The organism is Antarctobacter sp. (genome assembly GCF_034670325.1).
Lineage (GTDB): Bacteria > Pseudomonadota > Alphaproteobacteria > Rhodobacterales > Rhodobacteraceae > Antarctobacter.
In genome coordinates this window covers 21,074-41,787 of record NZ_JAXMNR010000005.1, presented here as the reverse complement: position 1 = coordinate 41,787, position 20,714 = coordinate 21,074, and the positions used below count along the sequence as shown (strand labels likewise).

Here is a 20,714-nt window from a genome sequence, read left to right as displayed (position 1 = left end):
CTGCGCCGGACTGGTAGAGTTTGCGCCATAACCGCCAATAATTTCAAACCGTTTTCGGGATTAATCACATGTCACGCAAGACCAAAGGTCGGGCGCTTTTCGCCGTTGGTCTCCTGCTCGCCGCTGGCGGGGCAGGGGCGGTGATCGGTGTGCCTGAATATCTGGCCCGCCAGAGCGGTGTGGCGTCCACCTGCCTTGGGGTGGAGGACAACAAGCGCTTTTGCCGCTTCATCGGCGGCCCCCTCCAGATGGCGGGTGAGCCTGTGTTCATCAAGAATTTTCACCACGCCTTTCTGCCGACAAAGGCCAAGATCGATTTTATCGACGCCACGGGCGACCGATGGACCGCGCCGCCCAACACGCTGACCGATGGGGCGACGATCCCGGTGATCTTTGCGCCGCTGATCGGCGACCGGCAAAGCCGCGAATACCTGATCGCGGCGGCTCTGCACGATGCCTACTGCGGCGTCGGCAACGAAGAGCTTGCCACGTTCCGCACCCGGTCGTGGCGCGAGGTGCACCGCATGTTCTTTGAGGCGCTTCTGGTGAATGGCACGCCACCGAAAAAGGCCAAGATCATGTATGCCGCCGTTTATCTGGGTGGCCCGCGCTGGGACGAACCGGACCGGGATCTGAGCCAATTGCCAGAGGCCGTGCTGCGTCAGGAAATGGAATGGTGCGCGCGTTGGATCGAACTGACCGATCCCACGCCGCAAGAGATTGATCAATGGATGGAAGAGCGTGAAAAGGTACTGCTGTCGGGCGAACCGCAGACCATCCCCGACTATCTGCGCGATGCAAAGGACCCGAGAAACCTGTGACCAACGCCACTGACGCCGCCGACGCCTGGATCGCGGACCATGCCGGGGATCTCTCGGCATGGTGCGCGCAGATTTTCGACTTGGCCGAGCCTGCGTGGCGCGAATATCGATCAGCGGAATGGTACGTTGACCGACTGCGCGCCGAGGGGTTCGAGGTTGAGGCAGGCTCTGGCGGAATGCCTACCGCCTTTTGCGCGCGCTGGTCACAGGGTGAGGGTCCGGTGGTCGGCATGTATGCCGAATACGATGCGGTCCCGGCCAATTGTCAGGCGGCACTGCCTTTTGAGGCCCCGCGCGACGGCCTGGGCTATTTGGCAGCCGGGCACACCGATCCTCATTCCGCGCTGGGCATGGGCGCGCTGGCCGGGGCGCTGGCCACCAAGGCGGCGATGCAGGCGCAGGGCATCCCCGGCGGATTGCAGATCACCGGAGAGCCTGCTGAAAAGGTGCGGGGGTCAAAACCGATCCACGCTGCCGCCGGGTATTATGACGGGCTGGCGGCGATGCTTTCGTGGCATCCGTTCTACATGTTGCCGCTGTGCAATACCGTGCGCTGGGACACCCATTGCGGCGCGGCCTATGCCTTTGTTTACCGGTTCCGCTGTGAGGCCCCGCAGGACTGGATGCAGGGCGGGACAGGCGCTGCGCCGATCCCGCAAAGCCACTCAGACGTCCGCGCGCCGGGGGCCAATGATGCGTTGATCACCATGTACCAGCTTGGCCGTTCCCTGCGGGAATCGATGCTGCCGCATCGCGGCGGGTGGTCGGTGTCAGAGGCGATCCTGTCCACCGGTCAGGCCAGCGCCGACAATCTGCCCGCGCGGCAGGCCGATCTGCAATACATGATGCGGGTGCCTGATCTGGATATGGCAGAACAGATCACCGCTCAGCTTGACCAACTGGCGAAGCACGTGGCCCAGATGACCGGCTGCACGGTCGAAAAGATCTGGGTCAGCAAATCCCGTCCCGGCCTGCCCAATCATGCCCTGTCCACGCTGGCGTGGGAGGCGCTGGGGCAGGTGGGTGCGCCGGTCTATGGCGCGTATGCGCTGGACCTTGCCCGTCAGGTGCAGGTGGCCTGCGGACAAGACCCCACAGACGATCCGCTGATCCCCGAATGCACCCGTCTGATCGCACCGCAAGAGGCCGAGGCGATCCTGCGCCGCGACCTGCCACCCGGCCAGCGCAACAGCACCTCGGACGATTACACCGACATGTGCTGGCACGCGCCCACGGCGCGGATCTATATCGCGCGCCCCGCGCTGCGCGGCGGGCCGTATCCGCCTTGGGCGATGAACGCGCTGGGCGGGATGCGCGCGCTGATCGACCCAACGGTGGTGACGGCTGGTCGGGTGCTGGCCCGCACCGCGTTGCGCCTGCTCACCGATGCGGAGGCGCGCAAGGCGACGGCAGAGGAGTTCACCCGCCGACGCGCCGAAAATCCGATCCCGCCGCTGGCCGATTATCCGCCCCCTGTCGATCTGCCCTGGCCGGAATACGTCACCACGGCGCGGGGACGGCACTGGCATATTCCGGGCTGAGCGCGCCTTATCTAGCGGCGTCAATTCCCCTCTACCCAAATTCTGGCGGCTCCCCTATAGTGACTGTGGATAAATGGGGACCAACCCCATGACCAGAGGCAGGATCATCAAGAAAAACGAGGGGATGGGCCTATGCGCTGCCCGTTTTGCGGAAATATCGACACTCAGGTAAAGGACTCTCGCCCGGCAGAGGACCATGTATCGATCCGGCGACGCCGGTTCTGTCCGGCCTGTGGCGGCAGGTTCACCACCTACGAACGTGTGCAGTTGCGTGACCTTGTCGTCATCAAGACCAGCGGACGGCGTGAGGATTTTGACCGGGACAAGCTGGAACGATCCATCCGGATGGCGTTACAAAAACGCCCGCTTGACCCGGAACGTATCGACCAGATGATCTCTGGCATCGTGCGGCGGCTGGAAAGCATGGGCGAGACGGACATTCCGTCCAAGATGATCGGTGAGATTGTCATGGAAACCCTGTCGCGGATCGACACGGTGGCCTATGTGCGGTTTGCCAGCGTCTACAAGAACTTTCAGGCGGCTGACGACTTTGACAAGTTTGTCAGTGAGTTGCGCCCCGAAGGCCAGACGGAAAAGTGACACCGGACGATCGACGCCACATGGCCCACGCCCTTGGGCTGGGTCGGCGCGGCATGGGACAATGCTGGCCGAACCCGGCGGTTGGCTGTGTGATTGTCCGTGACGGCCGCGTAGTCGGGCGCGGATGGACACAGCCGGGCGGCCGACCACATGCGGAAACCGTTGCGCTGGACATGGCGGGCGGGGCCGCGCGCGGCGCGACCGCCTATGTCACCCTTGAACCCTGCGCGCACCACGGCCAGACGCCGCCCTGCTGCGCGGCGCTGGTGGCGGCCGGTATCGCGCGCGTTGTCGCGCCCATCGCTGACAGCGATCCCCGGGTGGACGGGCAAGGCTTTGACCATCTGCGCAAGCATGGGGTCGAGGTCACAACAGGCATCGGGGCCGAACAGGCGCTGCTCGACCACGCCGGGTTCTTCATGCGGGTGTCGCAACAGCGGCCTTGGGTGACGCTGAAGCTTGCCATGACGCTGGACGGGCGCATTGCCACCGCGACAGGCGAAAGCAAATGGATCACCGGCCCGACCGCGCGCGGGGCGGTGCACGCTTTGCGGGCGAGCCATGACGCGGTCATGGTCGGGGCAGGGACCGCGCGGTCCGACGATCCGCAACTGACGGTGCGCGGCTTTGGCCCCCACCGCCAACCGGTGCGCGTTGTCGTCTCACGCCTGATCGACGTGCCGTTGATGAGCCAACTGGCGCAAAGCGCCAAGGACGTCCCGTTATGGCTGTGCCACGGTCCCGAGGCGCGCAGTGAGTTGCGCTCTGCATGGGAAGGCGTCGGCGCGCGGCTGATCCCCTGCCAGATCACTGGCGGGCGCATTGATCCGCGCGCCATGTTGCGCAGCCTTGGGGCCGAGGGGCTGACACGGGTGTTCTGCGAAGGCGGCGGGCAATTGGCCGGGTCCTTGCTGATGCATGACCTTGTGGATGAGCTGCATGTCTTTTCCGCAGGCATGGCCTTGGGGGCCGAAGGCTATCCGGGGATCGGTGCGCTAGGGGTCGCCCGGTTGGACGAAGCGCCGCGTTTTCAGCTTGTGGATGTATCGCCTGCGGGCAAGGACATCCACCATGTGTGGCGGCGCAGCAAGAACGGGTAATCCGGTTCGTTAACAGATGGTTAACGCGCCCTCTCAAGTTGTTACCATGCGTTAACTTGCTGTGGATAAGTCTGAAAGTAACTTTTTTATCAGGCCGATGGATCAATCACCTGTCACAAAACCTTAATCTCGCCACAGGTGGGCCCGGCTGGCCAGCGCGCCCTGTAGTTTCGCCAGTCCCCGATTGACCGGGCCGGGGGAGGGAATGTCACCGGTTTTCAGGCGGCTGATGACGGACTCTACGGAACAGGGTGAGTTTGTGACCGGGTCGAAATAGCGCGGATAGTCGATCAGCGTGGCATGGACCAGCGCGTCGAGTGTCGGGCGCGGGCCGTGCAACCTACGGGCGGGTACTGGACCCATGTCGCGGGTCAGACCCCAGCCCGCGTAAAAGGGCGCGCCAAGTGTCACCACCCGGCAACCGCGCAACAGCGCCTCGAACCCGGTAAGCGATGTCATCGTCCAGACCTCGTCGACTTCCTGCAAAAGCGCGCCGATATCGCATTTTCCCAGAACCGTATCGGCCCAGCGGTCCGGTTGATCGACGTCACCGGCCCGCAATCCGGCTTCGACGTCGGGATGGGGCTTCCACAGGATCACGGAATCCGGGTTTTCCGCCCGCACGCGGGCAAGCAGATCGGCGTTGCGGCGCAGCGTGGGGCTGCCCGTGAGGATCGAGGCGTCATCCTCCACCTGTCCGGGTACAAGGATGCGGTGGCCGGGGGGCAAGGTGGGCAGCGGGCCTGACAGATTGTATTTGGATAAGCTTTCGGTCACCAGAGCCTGGATCAGGCTGTGGGTACGTTGGGTCTGGTCTGGTCGCATCTCCGACGCGCGCCGCTGTATCCAGCCTTCCAGCGCCGAAGGACGGGTGGGATCGTAGTAAATCCCCTCGGAATCCAGCACCAAAGACAGCGGCGGCACCAATTCTGCCCCCAGGCCGCGCGATCTGAGGAAACCGTCCTCGACCCGCACCGTCTCTCCCTGCGCCTTGCTGGCCCAGCACATCCGGCGTCGGCCCTGTGCCGTGGCGATATCCACAGCCTTGCCCACATCGTCTTCAAACCGCAGGCGTTTTGCCTGCCCGAAGAATCTTTGCAGAGGGGCTCTTTTCCACAGGCGCATGCCCGAGGCGATCCACCCGGCGCGATCCTCGCGCCATGCCCGCGCGCGGGCCTCCAGCGCGCCCAGCACATCCTCGATCTGACACAGCCGGTCGCCATGTGGGTCGTACCAGCGCGGATAAAGGATCATGGCACCGGTACACAGCTGCGCGCGTGTCAGCTTGCGCGTGCGGCGCGGGATCACGTCCTCATCCTCGGTCAACCCCCAGCCCGCATAGAAGGGCAGGCCAAAGACGCGCGGGCGGTGGCCCGCTAGGATTGCCTCGAACCCCATCTGGGAGGACACGGTATAGACCGCCGTGGCACCATCCAGCAGCGTCCAGGGGGAGGCCGGCCCGTCATAAAGCGTCACCGTCTCGCCGGTGTCGGCCTCGGTATAATGGCCCGCGCGATAGCCTGCATCGGTTTCGGGATGTGTTTTCAAAACGACCCGGGCACCGGGGTTTTCTTCGCGAGCGACAAACAGCATCTCCAGAAACCGGGCCCGATCCGCGCCGCTGGCGCGCACGGAGGCGTCGCCGCGGGTCTGGTCGATCACCAGAACATAGCCCGGGTCCGGCACCTCGACATCCAGCCGGGTGGCGGAATACTTGCTCAGGTGGCCCTCGCGCATCCGGGCCGCGATGCCGCGCGCGCGGTCCAGCAGCGCGGTGTCATCCAGCGGATGCGTGTTCAGCAGGGTCTCAAGGTCGGACGGCGCGCGCCCGTCGAAATGCACGCCCGTGTGGTCGATCAGCAGGCCAAACGGCGGCTCACCGGCGCGCCCCGGATGCAGAGAGCGGAGAAACGCATCCTCGACCCGCACCAGTCCCGCGCCGGTTCTGGCGGCCATCGCCTCGCCCCGGTGGGCATAGGGGGACTGGCCCCAGACGCCGATGAGGTCCGCGGGGCCGGGCCGCCCAAGTGACACGGGATACCCTGCCAGCGACAGGATACGGCGCAGCCTGCGCTGGCGGAGGAAACCGCCGTTGTAGACAAAAAGACGCCGGGGGTGAGTGCCCCCGGCGTGTCCCGTTTCTGTGTCGCTCCCCTGCAAGGGAGGTCAGCCGCCCGACAGCGTGTCTGCGGCTGTGGTCAGCGTGCTCACCGCACCCAGCGTGCCGGTCAGGGCCGCGATGACCTTGTTCCACTGGGCAAAGGGCGCTTCGGTCACATACAGCGTGTCCTGATCGCGGATGATGAAATCGCGCGCCATGAACATGCCGTTCGGCTCTGTCAGGTCCAGCACATAGACCATCCGCTGCGCGCCGATCAGATCGTCACGTCCCAGCACCTGGTTGGCGACTTCTGCCGGTTCGTTACGCAGCACAAAGACGCCGGTCGGGTCTGCCGAGGCGGACAACAGCCCGCCGACCTGTGCAATCGCCTCAACCGCCGAGATCACTTGTGTCTCGAACGGCACGCGGGCCTGAGTGCCGGTGGCCCCCAGTGCGGTGAAGGACCGGGTGTCCTCTTCGACCAGAACCCGGTCGCCGCCGCGCAGGGCGATGTCAAACTTGGGGTTTTCGAAAAGGTCCTGGAACCAGATCTTGCCCTTGTGGTCGCCGCGCAGGACTGTCACCTGCGCGATTTCCGGCTGGATCGTGATGCCACCGGCCCGCGCCAGCATGGCCGACAAGGTGCGGGTGGGGCGCTCGATCGCAAAGACGCCCTGACTGCCCACCGCGCCGACAAGGCTCACGGTTGATCCGTCACCCGCCAGCCGCCGCACCTCGACCTGCGGGTCGGGCGTCTGGTCTTCGAGGCGTTCGGTGATGATCTGGCGGATGCGTTCGGGCGTGTTGCCCGCCGCGCGGATGCGGCCCGCGTAGGGCACAAAGACAAAGCCTGCGCCATCCACCTGCACCTCTTCGAGGATGGTGGCATTGGCGGTTTCGGCGGCCAGCAGCCCGTCGTCGACGTTTTCCCAGATCGTCAGTCCCAGCGTATCGCCGGGGCGGATGGTGTCCGACCCCAGCAGGCTGGCGTTCTTGAAGGTGTCGGAAAAGCCAAGAGAGGGCACCACGGCGGTGGCGCGCGTCACTCGGTCGTTGACGGAGACGATAAACGCGTCGCCTTCACGTTGAACCGATCCGGCAAAGATTTCACGCTTGTTGGGACCAACGCGGGGAAGGCCGCAGGATGCCACAAGCGACACCGCGACCAGGAACGCGATTCCACGCGCCCACCGGGAAATGGGTTGTTTCACTGCTCGGTCTCCTCGACCTTATTATTCTGCCTCAGGTTTTTTCTGTAACGTACCGGACTCCAGCCAAAATTGCCAGTCCGGGGTGCAGCGTGGCCTAGTCCACCAGGCGCAACTGTTGCCGTGGGGCCGCGGTGCCGTGGCTGAGTGCATCATAGGGATCGTCGGGCGACAGCATCAGATCGACAACCTGACGCAACAATTGCCGCCGTCCGCGCGCGGAATAAAAACCACCCGGAAGCTGCGAGGTTTCCAGCAGGTAGCGCCGGTAGTCTTTGTAGGCGCGGCTGTCCGGACGGGTCGGCATGTCAAAGAACTCTGGCAGCGGCTGGGTCGAGACGAATTCCGGCTTGGCATAGACCGCGTCGCCAAAGACCTTCAGCGGGATGCCCCGCCACAGCACCTGCTGGGCGGCGGTGGAATTGACGGTGACGGCGCTGCGCGCGTCGTTGAGCAGTTGCGCCAGCTTGCCGCCGCGCACGTAATGCACGCGGTCGTAAACCCCGTGTTTGCGGGCAGAGGCGGTCACCGCACGGCGCACGCGGGCGCGCCCGTCCTCCAGCGGATGCGCCTTGAACACCAGATGATGATGGCCCGGCGCGCCCTCGGCAAAGCCCCCGATCACCAGATCGACAAAATCGGGCATGGTGTCGAAGGGGGAATGTTTCTGAAAGCTGGAATCATGCTCCAGCTGCATCAGCGCCAGATGATACGGAAAGCCGCCCATTCGAATGCGCGCGGTTGCAATCACCCGGTCAAGCCAGCTGGCCGGCATCAGGAACAGCCGCCGCAGGTACAGCAGGAACTCCTGAAAGACGCTGAGCGCGCGGTGGGGCTGAAAGTTCCGGTAATCACCGTTCCGGAACATCACGAACCAATGGTAGAGCGCGCCGTAAAAGATGTGCTGTCGCATGTCGCCCCAGTGGGCCGGGGGCAGGGGGGCCTCCATGTCGGACAGTTCCAGCGCGCGGCGCATGTCGGCCACGCTCATCCGCATCAACCGGGAATGGCCGTTGCTGCCGCCGCGCTCATAGGTGACCCAGTAGGGCCGCATATAGCCTTCTTCGAAGACATGTACCGTCAACCCGCGCGCCTTGGCTTGCGCCACGGCTTGCGCGTGTATGGGGCGGACATCGCCATAAAGAACGATGTCGGTGACGTTGCGCTTTTCCAGAAGGTCGTTGAGCCAGCCGGTCCAGTCCTCAGGCGTGCCGCGATAGGGCAGGTAGCTGCGGGGATGGAACCAGAATGCGCGGTCGCCCGCGTTGAACCCGACGCGCCAGACCTCTGCCCCGGTCTTGCGCAGCATGGCGCCAAGCCGGTGAAAGAAGGGGCCGTGGGGTCCCTGCAAGAACAGAAAGACCCGTGTGTCGCCGGTTGCCTTGGTCATGGTGCCGCTTTATGTCCGGTGTCTGAACAAAATCTTTACCGCGTGAGTTCGGCGAAATTAAGGCTCTGCGGCTTGGGAAAGGGCATAACCATGTTCACCGGCATCGTCACCGACCTTGGCACCGTCCGCGCATTGGACCATCGCGGCGACCTGCGGGCCCGCATAGCCACCTCTTACGACACCGCCGGGATCGACATGGGCGCGTCGATTGCCTGCAACGGGGTCTGCCTGACGGTTGTCGGGCTCGGCGCGGATTGGTTCGACGTGGATATCTCGGCCGAAACGGTGTCCAAGACAAACGTCGGTGACTGGGCAGAGGGCAAACGCCTTAACCTTGAGCGCGCTCTGCGTGTGGGCGATGAGTTGGGCGGGCACATCGTGTCCGGCCATGTGGACGGCGTGGCCGAGGTGGTGGCCATGGCGGATGAGGGCGACAGCACCCGCGTCACCTTTCGCGCGCCAGAGGCTTTGGCGCGGTTCATCGCCCCCAAAGGGTCGGTGGCGCTGAATGGCACTTCGCTGACCGTGAATGAGGTCGAGGGGCGCGATTTCGGCATCAATTTCATTCCCCACACCAAGGCCGTGACTACATGGGGTGAGATCGCCGTGGGCGACAAGATCAACCTCGAGATCGACACCCTGGCCCGCTACGTCGCGCGATTGCAGGAATGGGGCTAAGCCTCATCTCTGGCTGACGCCTGCGGCTCCGGATTGCCAAAATCTCCCTCTGGTTGACCAAGGTCAATGCGGGATGCCCCGGGTCTGACACTCTTCTCACAGGACCGCGACGGATCTGGTGGCCCTTGCGCTGACCAGATCGTGTCTGCGGCCATCTGCCGGGTCGTGCGCGGTCCGGTTTCAACGTGGGAGGACTGTCTATGGGCTGGACGATGAGTGACACGTTTTATGTCGCCCCAGATCAAACAATGAGCATCTGGTTTTTGTGGGAACGCCCCGGAGACCGGGGCGCGCAATGGGTCATGGGGCATCCCGAACCGGGTGAGTTTGGCACCTTGTCAACCGAACGGGTGGGCAAGCAGGCGCGATGCGGGATCACAAAGGTCGCCGGGGGCCACTACTCTTGCGGCGCGCCATCGACCGCCTATTGGGAGTATTTCACCCACATTCGGAACTTTGACTCCAACGGCTGCAAGTTCAAGCTCAAGGGGGGAGGCGTCTGATATGTCACGGCAAATCAAGATTCAGGTGATTGTTGACCGGGATGGCCGGGTGCTGGGCGCGCGGTTCCCTGCCGACAGGGATGAGGCCCCGCAGGACAACGCCCCCGTGGCATGTCTACGGCCCGGAGAAGGCCAGCGCGCGCTGGAAATCGAAGTGCCGTCAGAGGTTGCCGGGTTGCCCGGGGCGGATATGCACAGGTACTTTGCAGATGTTCGGATTTCATGGCCAGCCGAGGTGACGCTGCCCGAGGTCGAGATTGACCGGGACGGCGCGATATCCGGTCAAACCGACCGATAAATGGGCCGGGACGTGCATTTTATGCGCTGGGGTCTTGTCTCATTCCGCGGGCTGGAAACCCACGATCAACTGCCGCAGCCCCAATGCCGCCCCGGCAAAGATCGCGGCGAAGGTCACAGGGGCAGAGATCGCGAGCACCGAAAACGCCGACAGACCCTGACCGATGGAACAGCCCAGTGCCACCACCGCGCCGCCGCCCATCAGGGCCGCGCCGATGATCTGGCGGCGCAATTCACGCGGGTCTTCGCAGGCTTCCCAGCGAAAGTGCCCCTTGATCAGCGACCCGATAAAGGCCCCGCCCCAGACGCCTGCCACCGATCCCACCGCGAAACTCAGCGGTCGGGCAGAGCCGGTCATCCACCACAGGATCGTGTCACCCAGAGGTGCTGCAAAGCTGTGTGATACCACCGGCAGTGCCTCGAACCCTGCGCCCGCCACCCATGAGGTGCCCGCCCACGCGCCGACCACCGCCAGCCCGACAGCGGCGGCCCAGATCACATGCGCGGGCTTTTCCCAGACCGCCTTTGAGGCGGCGGAGCCGACAAAGATCAGCGCGCCGATGGTGAGGCCGATCACGGTCACCGACATCCCGCTTAGCGCTGACAACTGGTGCGCGATGCCCGGCGCGACGTCTGTGGTGACTTCGGATTGGGGAAAGATCAGTGTCCGTAGCGGTGCCAGCGGCCCGGACAGCACCACAAAGGTGGCCACGCCCATCACCAACACAATCACGAAGCTGCGCAGGTCGCCCCCGCCCAGCCGTGCGATGGCCCCAAAGCCGCAATTGCCGGACAGGGCCATGCCGTAGCCAAACACAAGCCCCCCCAGAATGGAGGCCAGAGGCATCCAGCGGACCGACAGATAATAGGTTTCGGTGTCCACCAGCAGGCCGGACCCCATGAGGGCGAAACTGCCGATCACCGCCAGCCCGATCGCCATGCCCCACATCCGCAAACGCACGGTCGATCCACCGTAAAGCGCGTCCTCGATCGCGCCCAGCGTGCAGAAACGGCCCAGCCGCGCGGCCAGCCCCAAAGGGACGCCTGTCGCAAGCCCGATCAGGGCCACGAGGTGGTGTTCGGAAAGTAGCGAAATCATGTGTGGGCCTCCTCCTGACCCGCCGGACCCCGGCGCGTGCAGTATGCAGGGGCCACATGCCCGCTGCAAGCGTCGCGCGGTCACGCCTTCGGGGGTGTCAGCGAAGGTTCAGTCGTCGTCGCGGCAGAACAGGTCGTAGACGCATTCCAGCATCTTGCGCGGACGGTCGTCCGCAAGCCGGTAGTAGATCGCCTTGCCATCGCGACGCGGGACAACCAGCCCTTCGAGCCGCAGGCGCGACAACTGTTGGCTGACGGCGGCCTGACGCGCGGCCAGCAGTTCTTCGAGTTCGGTCACGGATTTCTCTCCGGTGACCAGATGGCACAGGATCATCAGCCGACCCTCATGGCTGATCGCCTTGAGGAAAGACGACGCGGCAGTCGCCTTTTCGACGATCGCGTCCAGCTCGTCGTCGGTCATTTCGTCGTGCAGTACCGGAAGCGCCATGAGTCCCGTTCTTCCTCAGTCGTTGCTGGTCAGGGCGAAAGCCGTATGCTCTTCGAGCAGCCGTGCGTAAAGCGGCCAGAAAAAATCCTCGCCAACGTAGCCTTCCATACGGGCGATTTCTTCGCCGCCTTTCACAAGGATGAAGGTCGGCGTGAAATTCACCCGGCGGGCATAGGTCACCCCTTCGGGCGGTCCCATGTGCAGGTCCGCGCGTTCCAGCGGCGCGAACTGTCCTTCGTCGGTGTGCGGATAGGCCGGGGCGATCTGATCATCCCAAGCCGCGCAATAGGCGCAGCCCGGCTGTTCGACCATGATCAGCCTGTAGTCGCTCGCCAGCGCCGTCGTGGCTGACAAAACGAGACTCAGCAGAAGCGCAGAAAGGTATTTCACGGATTTCATTGTGCACCAATTGACGCGGCCATGACAAACAACTTAATCTGAATATGTGAATTGATCAAGGAAAGGCGACTCCGGTGCTCGACATTTCATTCGCGGGTGCAGCATTTGCCGGTCTGTTGAGCTTTTTCACGCCCTGCATCCTGCCCATGGTGCCCTTTTACCTGTGCTACATGGCGGGCATTTCGATGTCCGAACTGCGCGATGATGCCGGGATCACACCCGGCGCGCAGCGGCGGTTGATTCTGTCGTCGGTTTTCTTTGCCGCCGGCGTTACCACCATCTTTGTCCTTCTGGGCATGGGGGCGACGGCGGTCGGGCAGGCCTTTGCCGACTATCTGGACACCCTGAAATGGGTGGCGGTGGTGGTCCTCGGGGTCTTTGGCCTGCACTTTCTTGGCGTCTTGCGCATCGGCTTTCTGTACCGTGAGGCCAAGATCGAAAGCAGCGCAGAGCCGACAACGGTCTTTGGCGCCTATGTCATGGGGCTGGCCTTTGGCTTTGGCTGGACACCCTGCGTCGGACCGGCGCTGGCCTCGATCCTGATGATCGCCAGCGGCATGGGGGACATTTCCCGGGGCGGCCTGTTGTTGTTGGTCTACGGTGTCGGCATGACCGCGCCCTTTGTGGTGGCGGCGCTGTTCTCCGGGCCGTTTCTGCGCTGGACCGCGCGCCACCGGGACAAGCTGCAGTATGTCGAAAAATTGATGGGCGTAATGCTGATCGTCTTTGCGATCCTCATTGCGACCGATACCGTGAACCTGATCGCCCAGTGGATGATCGAGACCTTTCCGTCGTGGTCCTCACTGAGCTGACGAAATCTATTTCGCGGTCACGGGGCCGTCCGGCCCCTTGCCGCGCCACATGGGAGGAAACCGGGATGAAACACTGGATCGGTGCGGCTTTGGCCGTGGTCATGGCGCTGCCTGTCGCGGCGCAGCACATGGGCGATGACGGTCTCTACAAGAACCCGTGGATGCGGGACACGTTCAAGGATCTGCGCGAGGATCTGCAAGAGGCGAATGCCGAAGGCAAACGGCTGGTGCTGTTCTTTGAACAACGCGGCTGCATCTACTGCAAGAAGATGCACGAAGAGGTGTTCACCGACCCCGAGGTGTCCGAGTTCATCGACACCAACTATTTCGTGGTTCAACTCAACCTGCACGGCGACATCGAAGTGACGGATTTTGACGGCGACGTTCTGACCGAAAAGGACATGGCGCGCAAATGGCGGGTGCTATTCACCCCCAATATCGTCTTCCTTCCCGAAGAGGTGCCAGAGGGCCAAAGCGCGCTGGATGCGGCGGTGGCGGTCATGCCGGGCGCCTTCTCCAAGGGCACCTCTCTGGATATGTTCACATGGGTCGCTGAAAAGCGTTACGAGATGCAGGAAGAGAGCGGCGAGGACTTTCAGCGCTACCACGCACGGCGGATTCAAGAGCGTAACGACGGCAACTTTGACTGACCTCCAAGGCCCCGATTCGAGAACACGTCCTGTCCGTTGCTTTGGGTGGGTGACGTGTTTGACGGACGCCTTGGTCAGGGGCGGAATCGGTCCGCACCGGCGGTTTGTTCTCTGTCAGAACGGCCGGGTCCGGGGCTTTTTCGGGAATTTCCGCCAGAGGCGATTTACCTTGGGCCACGGCGGGTCAAGCGATCGGAACGTCAGCGCCAAGTCTCTGCCGATATTGTGAAAAACACCGGGCCGACGGCCCTTTGAGCGCGGCTAATTCGAAGCGATGAGGCCCGGCAGGTGCGACCAAACGGAGCAATAATTCACATCCCTGAATTTGTTGTTGCGTGGAGGTCGTTCGGTAGCCTACGGTATACGCCAACAGGTATAAATGAGGGTCTCCTTTCGGGGACTCAAAAGCCTAGGGAGGGAACATGAGGCTTACAGCAATCACGGCGGCGGCGGTCCTGGCGACCGGAGCGGCGTTCGCGGATACGGTCGCCCCCGGCGATGTCCAGTTTGGCGAATACGGCGATGTCGCCACGTCTCTCAGCGGTATGGCTGGCGACGCGGACAGCGGGCGCGTTATCTTTTCGTCCCGGTCCAAAGGCAACTGCGCGGCCTGCCACGCGGTCGCACAACTGCCCGATGTGGCGTTTCAGGGCGAAGTCGGCCCCGAGCTGTCATGGTCAGGTGAGTCGCGCACCGCCGAGGAACTGCGCGGCATCGTGGCCAACGCCAAGATGACCTTCCCGGACACGGTTATGCCTGCGTTCTACAAGACAACCGGCTTTAACCGTCCCGGCGACGGCTACACCGGCAAAGCCGCCAAGGGTGAACTCTCGCCAATCCTGTCGGCTCAGGAAATCGAGGATGTGGTCGCCTTCCTGCTGACGCTGCAGGAAAGCTGACCCCGGATCACATTAGGAGAAACATGATGGACTTCACGAGACGTGATACTCTGGCGCTGGGTGCCGGTGCCGCTGCAATGGCTCTGCTGCCGCTGCGCGCCATGGCCCAGGCCGACCCGAACGCCGAAATGGTCGGCGCGCCTGACGACTTTCTGGCTGGCGCGACCGCTGGCACCGGCGATCTGACGCTGACCGCGCCGGAAATCGCTGAAAACGGCAACACTGTTCCGATTTCGGTCGATGCCCCCGGCGCCGTCGAAATCCGCGTTTACGCGCTGGGCAACCCGACACCGGGCGTCGCCACCTTCCGCTTTGGCCCGCTGGCCGGTGCGCAGGCCGCGTCCACCCGTGTCCGTCTTGCCGGAACGCAGGACGTACAAGCAATCGCCAAGATGGCAGACGGCAGCTACGTGACCGCGATGAAGACCGTCAAGGTCACCATCGGCGGCTGCGGCGGCTGATCAGCGGAAACCTAGAGGAGTTCTGAGAAATGGCATCTGGTGTCAAACCCCGCGTCAAGGCCCCCAAGAAGGCATCCGCCGGTGAGGTCGTGACCATCAAGACCCTGATTTCGCACAAGATGGAATCGGGTCAGCGCAAAGACGGTTCGGGCAATGTTATCCCGCGCTCGATCATCAATCGCTTTACCTGCGAGTTCAACGGTCAGAGCGTGATCGACATCGTTCTCGCGCCCGCGATCTCGACCAACCCCTACTTCGAATTCGATGCGACCATTCCGGAAGCGGGCGATCTGAAGTTTACCTGGTACGACGATGACGGCGACGTCTACGAAGATACCAAATCGGTCGCCGTCGGCTGACCTGGCACGAAAAATCCTGCTCCGCACGACGCGGGGCAGGATCGCCAATTGGGAGGGATACCTATGAAATTCAAGGCAATGACGGCTATTGCCGCACTGCTGCTCGCGCCCGCGGCCTTTGCCGGTGGCGCAGATGACGATACGCTGACCATCAACGGCGATCTGGACATGGTCACCAAGGCTGCTGCCCCGGATCATCTGTCGGACGCGCTGGACGAGGTCATCTCGGGCTGGCACTTTCGCTCGGATGAAACCCAGCAGCTCCAGACCGACGACTTCGAAAACCAGGGCATGATCTTTGTCGATCAGGCGATGGACCAGTGGAACACCGCCGAAGGCTCTGAGGGCAAATCCTGCGCGGATTGCCACGGCGATCCGGCGGACAGCATGGTGGGGGTCGCTGCGACCTATCCGAAGTGGAACGAAGACGCTGGCGAAATGCGCACCGTTCAGATGCAGGTGAACGACTGCCGCACCGACCGCATGGGTGCCGACGCGTGGAAATATGACGCCGATGCCGCCGTCTCGATGGAGGCGCTGATTGCGTCTGTTTCGCGCGGGATGCCGGTGAACGTCGCCATCGACGGCCCGGCGGCCGAGTACTGGGAAGCGGGCAAGGAAATCTATTACACCCGCTTTGGTCAGCTCGATCTGTCCTGTGCCAACTGCCATGAGCAGAACTATGGCAACTATATCCGCGCCGATCACCTCAGCCAGGGTCAGATCAACGGTTTCCCGACGTACCGTCTGAAAAACGCCAAGCTGAACGGATCGCACTCGCGCTTCAAGGGCTGCATCCGCGACACCCGCGCCGAAACCTATGGCACCGGCTCGCCCGAGTTCATCGCGCTTGAACTCTACGTGAAATCGCGCGGCAACGGCCTCTCGGTCGAAGGCCCCTCGGTCCGCAACTAAACAATCGACCCCGCGTCAGGCGACTGGCGCGGGGTTTCTTTTCTCCAACAAATTCACACATGCGCATGTGTGTCATGAGATAGAAAGTCCCTCCCCATGATCTCAAGACGCGATTTCCTGCAGGTGTCCATGGCGGCCTCGGCGATGCTCGGGGCTTCCGGCTTTGGCAATTGGGCGCGGCTCGCCGCCCAGCAAAAGCTGACACAGGACCAACTGCTGCAATTCGACACCTTCGGCAACGTGAGCCTGATCCACGTCACCGACATCCATGCGCAGCTGATGCCGATCTATTTCCGTGAGCCTTCGGTCAACATCGGCGTCGGTGGCAACAAGGGCGCGGTGCCCCACGTCACCGGCGCGGATTTCCGCAAGCTTTACGGCATCGACGACGGCTCTCCCTCGCATTACGCGCTGTCCTCGGGCGACTTCAGCGCGCTGGCGCAGGGCTATGGCCGCGTCGGCGGCATGGACCGTGTCGCAACGGTGGTGAACTCCATCCGTGCTGACCGCCCCGATGCGCTGCTGCTGGATGGCGGCGACACTTGGCACGGCTCCTACACCTGCTACCACACCGAAGGGCAGGACATGGTGAACGTCATGAACGGGCTGAAACCCGACGCCATGACCTTTCACTGGGAATTCACCCTCGGGTCTGAGCGTGTGCAGGAACTGGTTGAAAACCTGCCCTTTGCAGCACTTGGTCAGAACATCTTTGACGCCGAATGGGACGAACCGCTCCCGGATCTCTTCCCGCCGTACAAGTTCTTTGAACGGGGCGGGGTCAAAATCGCCGTTATCGGTCAGGCCTTCCCCTATATGCCCATCGCCAACCCGCGCTGGATGTTCCCGGAATTCTCCTTTGGCATCCGCGACGAGAACATGCAGGCCATGGTCGATGAGGTCCGCGCGCAGGGGGCCGAACTGGTGGTCTGCCTGTCCCACAACGGCTTTGACGTCGACAAAAAGATGGCGTCCAAAGTCACCGGCATCGACGTGATCCTGACCGGCCACACCCATGACGCGCTGCCTGAACCGGTGCTGGTGGGCGACACCATCCTGATCGCCTCGGGATCGAACGGCAAGTTTGTCAGCCGCGTCGATCTGGACGTACAGAACGGCCGCATGATGGGTTTCCGCCACAAACTGATCCCGATCTTCTCGGACGTGATTGCGCCCGATCCCACCATGACCAGCCTGATCGAAGAACAGCGCGCGCCCTACAAGGCCGACCTCGAAGAGGTCATAGGCCAGACGGATTCGCTGCTCTATCGCCGTGGCAACTTTAACGGCACATGGGACGACCTGATCTGCGACGCGCTGCTCAGCGAGCGTGAGGCTGACATCGCCATGTCGCCCGGCGTCCGTTGGGGCCCCTCGCTGATCCCCGGCGACAACATCACCCGTGAGGACATCTGGAACGTCACCTCCATGACCTACGGGGAGGCGTATCGCTCAGAAATGACTGGTGAATTCATCAAGGTCATCCTTGAGGACGTGGGCGACAACATCTTCAACCCCGACCCCTACTACCAGCAGGGCGGCGACATGGTCCGCATTGGTGGCATGGGCTACCGCTGCGATGTGTCCAAACCGCAGGGAGAGCGCATCTCGAACATGACGCTGCTCAGCACCGGAGAGGCCATCGACCCGGCCAAGACCTATATCGTCGCTGGCTGGGCCAGCGTGAATGAGGGCACCGAGGGGCCGCAGATCTGGGACGTGGTCGAAAGCCACATCCGCAAGCAGGGCACCGTCACCGTTGCGCCCCGCGACAATGTTGAGGTGGTGGGAATTTAATCCCCCCCACAGCTTTCGGCGGGCTTCGGCCCGCCGATTTTCCAGCCAATTCATTCACATAGATGAATGAAATGATCCGTAAGGAGAACGCAATGAGCAAGGAAGCAAACGGCCCCTCGCGCCGCCAGTTCCTGACCAGTGCCGCCGCACTGGGGGCAGGGGCGGTGGCCGCAACCGGCGCACGCGCCGCAGGCCCCGATCCGCTGATCACTGAAATGCAGGACTGGGCCACGAGCCTTGGCGCGGGTGTCGATGAGGTCCCCTATGGACTGCCGATCAAGTTCGAGGACGATGTCATCCGCCGCAACGTGGAATGGCTGACCGCCGATACGATCTCGTCGATCAACTTTACCCCGATCCACGCGCTGGACGGCACGATCACGCCGCAGGGCTGCGCGTTTGAACGTCACCATTCCGGTGCAATCGAACTGGCCAAATCCGACTACCGGCTGATGATCAACGGTCTGGTGGATAAGCCGCTGGTCTTCTCCTACGAGGATCTGGAGCGTTTTCCGCGTGAGCAGCACGTCTATTTCTGCGAATGCGCCGCCAACACCGGCATGGAATGGGCGGGCGCACAGTTGAACGGCGCGCAGTTCACCCACGGCATGATCCACAACATGGAATACACCGGCGTCCCGCTGCGCACCCTGCTGGCCGAGGCCGGTCTGGAGGCAGCAGGCGATTTCAAGGACAAATGGGTCTACGTCGAAGGCGCCGATGCCTCGTCCAACGGCCGCTCGATCCCGATGGAAAAGGCGATGGACGACGTTCTGGTCGCTTTCAAGGCTAACGGCGAGGCGCTGCGCAAGGAACACGGCTATCCCGCCCGCCTTGTCGTGCCCGGCTGGGAAGGCAACATGTGGGTCAAATGGCTGCGCCGGATCGAGGTCATGGATGGCCCGGTCGAGAGCCGCGAAGAGACCTCGAAATACACCGACACGCTGGAGGATGGCACCTCGCGCAAGTGGACATGGGTTATGGACGCCAAATCGGTCGTCACCTCGCCCAGCCCGCAAGCGCCGATCAAACACGGCCACGGCCCGCTGGTCATCACCGGCATGGCATGGTCCGGCCACGGCAAGATCACCCGCGTGGACGTGTCCAAAGACGGCGGTATGACATGGGAAACCGCCCGTCTGGCCGCGCCGGGAGAGGACAAGGCGCTGACCCGCTTCTATCTGGACACCACATGGAACGGCGAAGACATGCTGCTCCAGTCCCGCGCGATGGATGAGACCGGCTATGTCCAGCCGACCAAGGCCCAGCTGCGCGACGTGCGCGGGCTGAACTCGATCTATCACAACAATTGCATCCAGACATGGCACGTCAAAGCCAATGGGGAGGCCGAAAATGTCGAAGTCTCTTAAACTCTACGGTGGCGTTGCCGCTGGCATCGGCCTGATGCTGGTGGGCGCGTATAACTTCGCCGACCGCAATGTCGCGGGCTATCCCAGCAATCCGCAGGTTCTGGCAGACCTGCCCGCCCCCATCCCCGAGCCTGTGGCCCCGGTGCAGACCGCCGCCGCCCCTGACGCGGCGGACCCGGCGGCGCTGGATGGCGGCATCATCGGTGCCGCTCACGCGGACAACGGCGACAGCACCGGCCTGCGCTTCGGCCTTGGCCGTGAGGCCCTGCCAGAGGAAATCGCAGCGTGGAACGTGGACGTCAGCCCGGACGGCACCGGCCTGCCGGTTGGCACCGGCAACGCCTTTGATGGCGAGTCGCTGTTCGAGGACAACTGCGCCGCCTGCCACGGCTCTTTCGCCGAGGGTGTGGGTAACTGGCCGAAACTGGCCGGCGGCGACGGCACTTTGGCCGATGACGACCCGCTAAAGACCGTGGGCAGCTACTGGCCCTACACCTCGACGATCTGGGATTATGTCCATCGCTCGATGCCCTTTGGCGCGGCGCAGACCCTGTCGGATGACGATGTTTACGCCATCGTGGCCTATATCCTCTATTCGAACGACATCATCGACGATGAGTTTGAGGTCTCGAACGAGACGCTGCCGACGATCACACTGCCCAACGCCGACGGCTTTATCGTCGATGACCGGGCAGAGACGGAATACAGCATCTGGCGCGCCGAACCCTGCATGGAAAACTGCAAGGACACTCCGGTTGAGATCACCATGCGCGCCACGGTTCTGGACGTGACCCCGGACGAGGAGGGCGTAGAGCCCGCAATGGCCGAGGATCACACCGCCGTCGACCCGGACCCCGCTGCCGAACCGGCAGAGGTCGCCGCTGTCGATCCGGAACCCGAAGCAGAGCCCGCAGAAGCCCCTGCGGCGGCCCCTGTCGAGGATGCGCTTGACCCCGAACTGGTCGCCGATGGCAAAAAGATCTTTGGCAAGTGCAAGGCCTGCCACCAGATCGGTGACGGTGCCAAGAATCGCACCGGCCCGCACCTGACCGGCGTGGTCGGTCGCGCAATCGGCGGCATCGAGGACTTCAAATACTCCAATACGATGGCCGACATGGGCGGGACCTGGGACGAAGAAACTCTCGCGGCCTTCCTCGCCAATCCGCGTGGCACCGTGAAGGGCACCAAGATGGCCTTTGCCGGTCTCCGGAAAGAAGAGGACGTCGCGGCGATGATCGCCTACCTCAAGTCCTTCGGCCAATAAGGC

22 protein-coding genes are annotated in these 20,714 nt (G+C 63.2%); 16 read left to right on the top strand and 6 right to left on the bottom strand.

From position 1 onward, the window contains the following. The first annotated feature begins 68 nt into the window (after positions 1 to 68). The 4 genes from VOI21_RS13350 (at position 69) to ribD (ending at position 4,062) form a co-directional block, all read left to right on the top strand. A complete protein-coding gene (locus tag VOI21_RS13350; RefSeq protein WP_323770415.1) occupies positions 69 to 821 on the top strand; it encodes a DUF1353 domain-containing protein in 753 nt (250 codons plus the stop codon). Then, a complete protein-coding gene (locus VOI21_RS13345) occupies positions 818 to 2,362 on the top strand; it encodes an amidohydrolase (protein WP_323770414.1) in 1,545 nt (514 codons plus the stop codon). Before VOI21_RS13350 ends, VOI21_RS13345 begins: the two co-directional genes overlap by 4 nt. A gap of 132 nt (positions 2,363 to 2,494) precedes the next feature. Continuing rightward, on the top strand, positions 2,495 to 2,962 hold the full coding sequence (gene nrdR, locus VOI21_RS13340) for a transcriptional regulator NrdR (RefSeq protein ID WP_323770413.1): 468 nt from the start codon (positions 2,495 to 2,497) through the stop codon (positions 2,960 to 2,962). Continuing rightward, the gene (gene ribD, locus VOI21_RS13335; RefSeq protein WP_323770412.1) at positions 2,959 to 4,062 is read left to right on the top strand and encodes a bifunctional diaminohydroxyphosphoribosylaminopyrimidine deaminase/5-amino-6-(5-phosphoribosylamino)uracil reductase RibD; all 1,104 of its coding nucleotides are present in this window, start codon (positions 2,959 to 2,961) and stop codon (positions 4,060 to 4,062) included. Before nrdR ends, ribD begins: the two co-directional genes overlap by 4 nt. Before the next feature lie 123 nt (positions 4,063 to 4,185). Here the strand turns inward: ribD and VOI21_RS13330 are convergent, their stop codons facing one another. The 3 genes from VOI21_RS13330 to VOI21_RS13320 all read right to left on the bottom strand — a co-directional run bounded on the left by VOI21_RS13330 (position 4,186) and on the right by VOI21_RS13320 (position 8,761). After that, on the bottom strand, positions 4,186 to 6,222 hold the full coding sequence (locus VOI21_RS13330; protein ID WP_416358978.1) for a capsular polysaccharide biosynthesis protein: 2,037 nt from the start codon (positions 6,220 to 6,222) through the stop codon (positions 4,186 to 4,188). Positions 6,223 to 6,228: 6 nt separating this feature from the next. Continuing rightward, positions 6,229 to 7,374, bottom strand: a complete 1,146-nt coding sequence (locus VOI21_RS13325) for a polysaccharide biosynthesis/export family protein (RefSeq protein ID WP_323770411.1) — start codon at positions 7,372 to 7,374, stop codon at positions 6,229 to 6,231. Positions 7,375 to 7,468: 94 nt separating this feature from the next. Beyond that, positions 7,469 to 8,761: a capsule biosynthesis protein CapA gene (locus tag VOI21_RS13320; protein WP_323770410.1), complete on the bottom strand. Its 1,293-nt coding sequence runs from the start codon at positions 8,759 to 8,761 to the stop codon at positions 7,469 to 7,471. A gap of 90 nt (positions 8,762 to 8,851) precedes the next feature. Between VOI21_RS13320 and VOI21_RS13315 the strand changes: the two genes are divergently transcribed. The 3 genes from VOI21_RS13315 to VOI21_RS13305 all read left to right on the top strand — a co-directional run bounded on the left by VOI21_RS13315 (position 8,852) and on the right by VOI21_RS13305 (position 10,240). Beyond that, the gene (locus VOI21_RS13315) at positions 8,852 to 9,439 is read left to right on the top strand and encodes a riboflavin synthase (protein ID WP_323770409.1); all 588 of its coding nucleotides are present in this window, start codon (positions 8,852 to 8,854) and stop codon (positions 9,437 to 9,439) included. A 248-nt stretch (positions 9,440 to 9,687) separates the two neighbouring features. Then, a complete protein-coding gene (locus VOI21_RS13310; protein WP_323770408.1) occupies positions 9,688 to 9,942 on the top strand; it encodes a hypothetical protein in 255 nt (84 codons plus the stop codon). Between the two features lies 1 nt (position 9,943). Further along, positions 9,944 to 10,240: a hypothetical protein gene (locus tag VOI21_RS13305; RefSeq protein ID WP_323770407.1), complete on the top strand. Its 297-nt coding sequence runs from the start codon at positions 9,944 to 9,946 to the stop codon at positions 10,238 to 10,240. Between the two features lie 39 nt (positions 10,241 to 10,279). Here VOI21_RS13305 and VOI21_RS13300 read toward each other — a convergent pair whose 3' ends face one another. From VOI21_RS13300 to VOI21_RS13290, 3 genes are all read right to left on the bottom strand, one after another. Then, positions 10,280 to 11,338, bottom strand: coding sequence for a YeeE/YedE family protein (locus tag VOI21_RS13300; RefSeq protein WP_323770406.1), 1,059 nt, complete (start codon positions 11,336 to 11,338; stop codon positions 10,280 to 10,282). 108 nt (positions 11,339 to 11,446) lie between these two features. Continuing rightward, entirely contained in the window at positions 11,447 to 11,785 is a 339-nt protein-coding gene (locus VOI21_RS13295; protein WP_323770405.1) for a metalloregulator ArsR/SmtB family transcription factor, read from the bottom strand. Between the two features lie 15 nt (positions 11,786 to 11,800). After that, a complete protein-coding gene (locus tag VOI21_RS13290) occupies positions 11,801 to 12,139 on the bottom strand; it encodes a thioredoxin family protein (protein WP_323770404.1) in 339 nt (112 codons plus the stop codon). Positions 12,140 to 12,258: 119 nt separating this feature from the next. Here VOI21_RS13290 and VOI21_RS13285 point away from each other — a divergent pair, with 119 nt between their 5' ends. The 9 genes from VOI21_RS13285 (at position 12,259) to VOI21_RS13245 (ending at position 20,711) form a co-directional block, all read left to right on the top strand. Further along, positions 12,259 to 12,996: a cytochrome c biogenesis CcdA family protein gene (locus VOI21_RS13285; protein ID WP_323770403.1), complete on the top strand. Its 738-nt coding sequence runs from the start codon at positions 12,259 to 12,261 to the stop codon at positions 12,994 to 12,996. Positions 12,997 to 13,061: 65 nt separating this feature from the next. Beyond that, entirely contained in the window at positions 13,062 to 13,646 is a 585-nt protein-coding gene (locus VOI21_RS13280) for a thioredoxin family protein (RefSeq protein WP_323770402.1), read from the top strand. Positions 13,647 to 14,068: 422 nt separating this feature from the next. Continuing rightward, entirely contained in the window at positions 14,069 to 14,545 is a 477-nt protein-coding gene (gene soxX, locus VOI21_RS13275) for a sulfur oxidation c-type cytochrome SoxX (RefSeq protein WP_323770401.1), read from the top strand. A gap of 26 nt (positions 14,546 to 14,571) precedes the next feature. Further along, a complete protein-coding gene (gene soxY, locus VOI21_RS13270; protein WP_323770400.1) occupies positions 14,572 to 15,006 on the top strand; it encodes a thiosulfate oxidation carrier protein SoxY in 435 nt (144 codons plus the stop codon). A 29-nt stretch (positions 15,007 to 15,035) separates the two neighbouring features. Continuing rightward, positions 15,036 to 15,365, top strand: coding sequence for a thiosulfate oxidation carrier complex protein SoxZ (gene soxZ / locus VOI21_RS13265; RefSeq protein WP_323770399.1), 330 nt, complete (start codon positions 15,036 to 15,038; stop codon positions 15,363 to 15,365). A 63-nt stretch (positions 15,366 to 15,428) separates the two neighbouring features. Further along, entirely contained in the window at positions 15,429 to 16,280 is an 852-nt protein-coding gene (gene soxA / locus VOI21_RS13260; protein WP_323770397.1) for a sulfur oxidation c-type cytochrome SoxA, read from the top strand. Positions 16,281 to 16,376: 96 nt separating this feature from the next. Next, entirely contained in the window at positions 16,377 to 18,077 is a 1,701-nt protein-coding gene (gene soxB / locus VOI21_RS13255) for a thiosulfohydrolase SoxB (protein WP_323770396.1), read from the top strand. A gap of 92 nt (positions 18,078 to 18,169) precedes the next feature. Beyond that, positions 18,170 to 19,447 (top strand): sulfite dehydrogenase, encoded by a 1,278-nt coding sequence (gene soxC, locus VOI21_RS13250; protein WP_323770395.1) that lies wholly within the window; start codon positions 18,170 to 18,172, stop codon positions 19,445 to 19,447. Then, positions 19,431 to 20,711, top strand: coding sequence for a c-type cytochrome (locus VOI21_RS13245; RefSeq protein WP_323770394.1), 1,281 nt, complete (start codon positions 19,431 to 19,433; stop codon positions 20,709 to 20,711). Before soxC ends, VOI21_RS13245 begins: the two co-directional genes overlap by 17 nt. Positions 20,712 to 20,714: the final 3 nt, after the last annotated feature.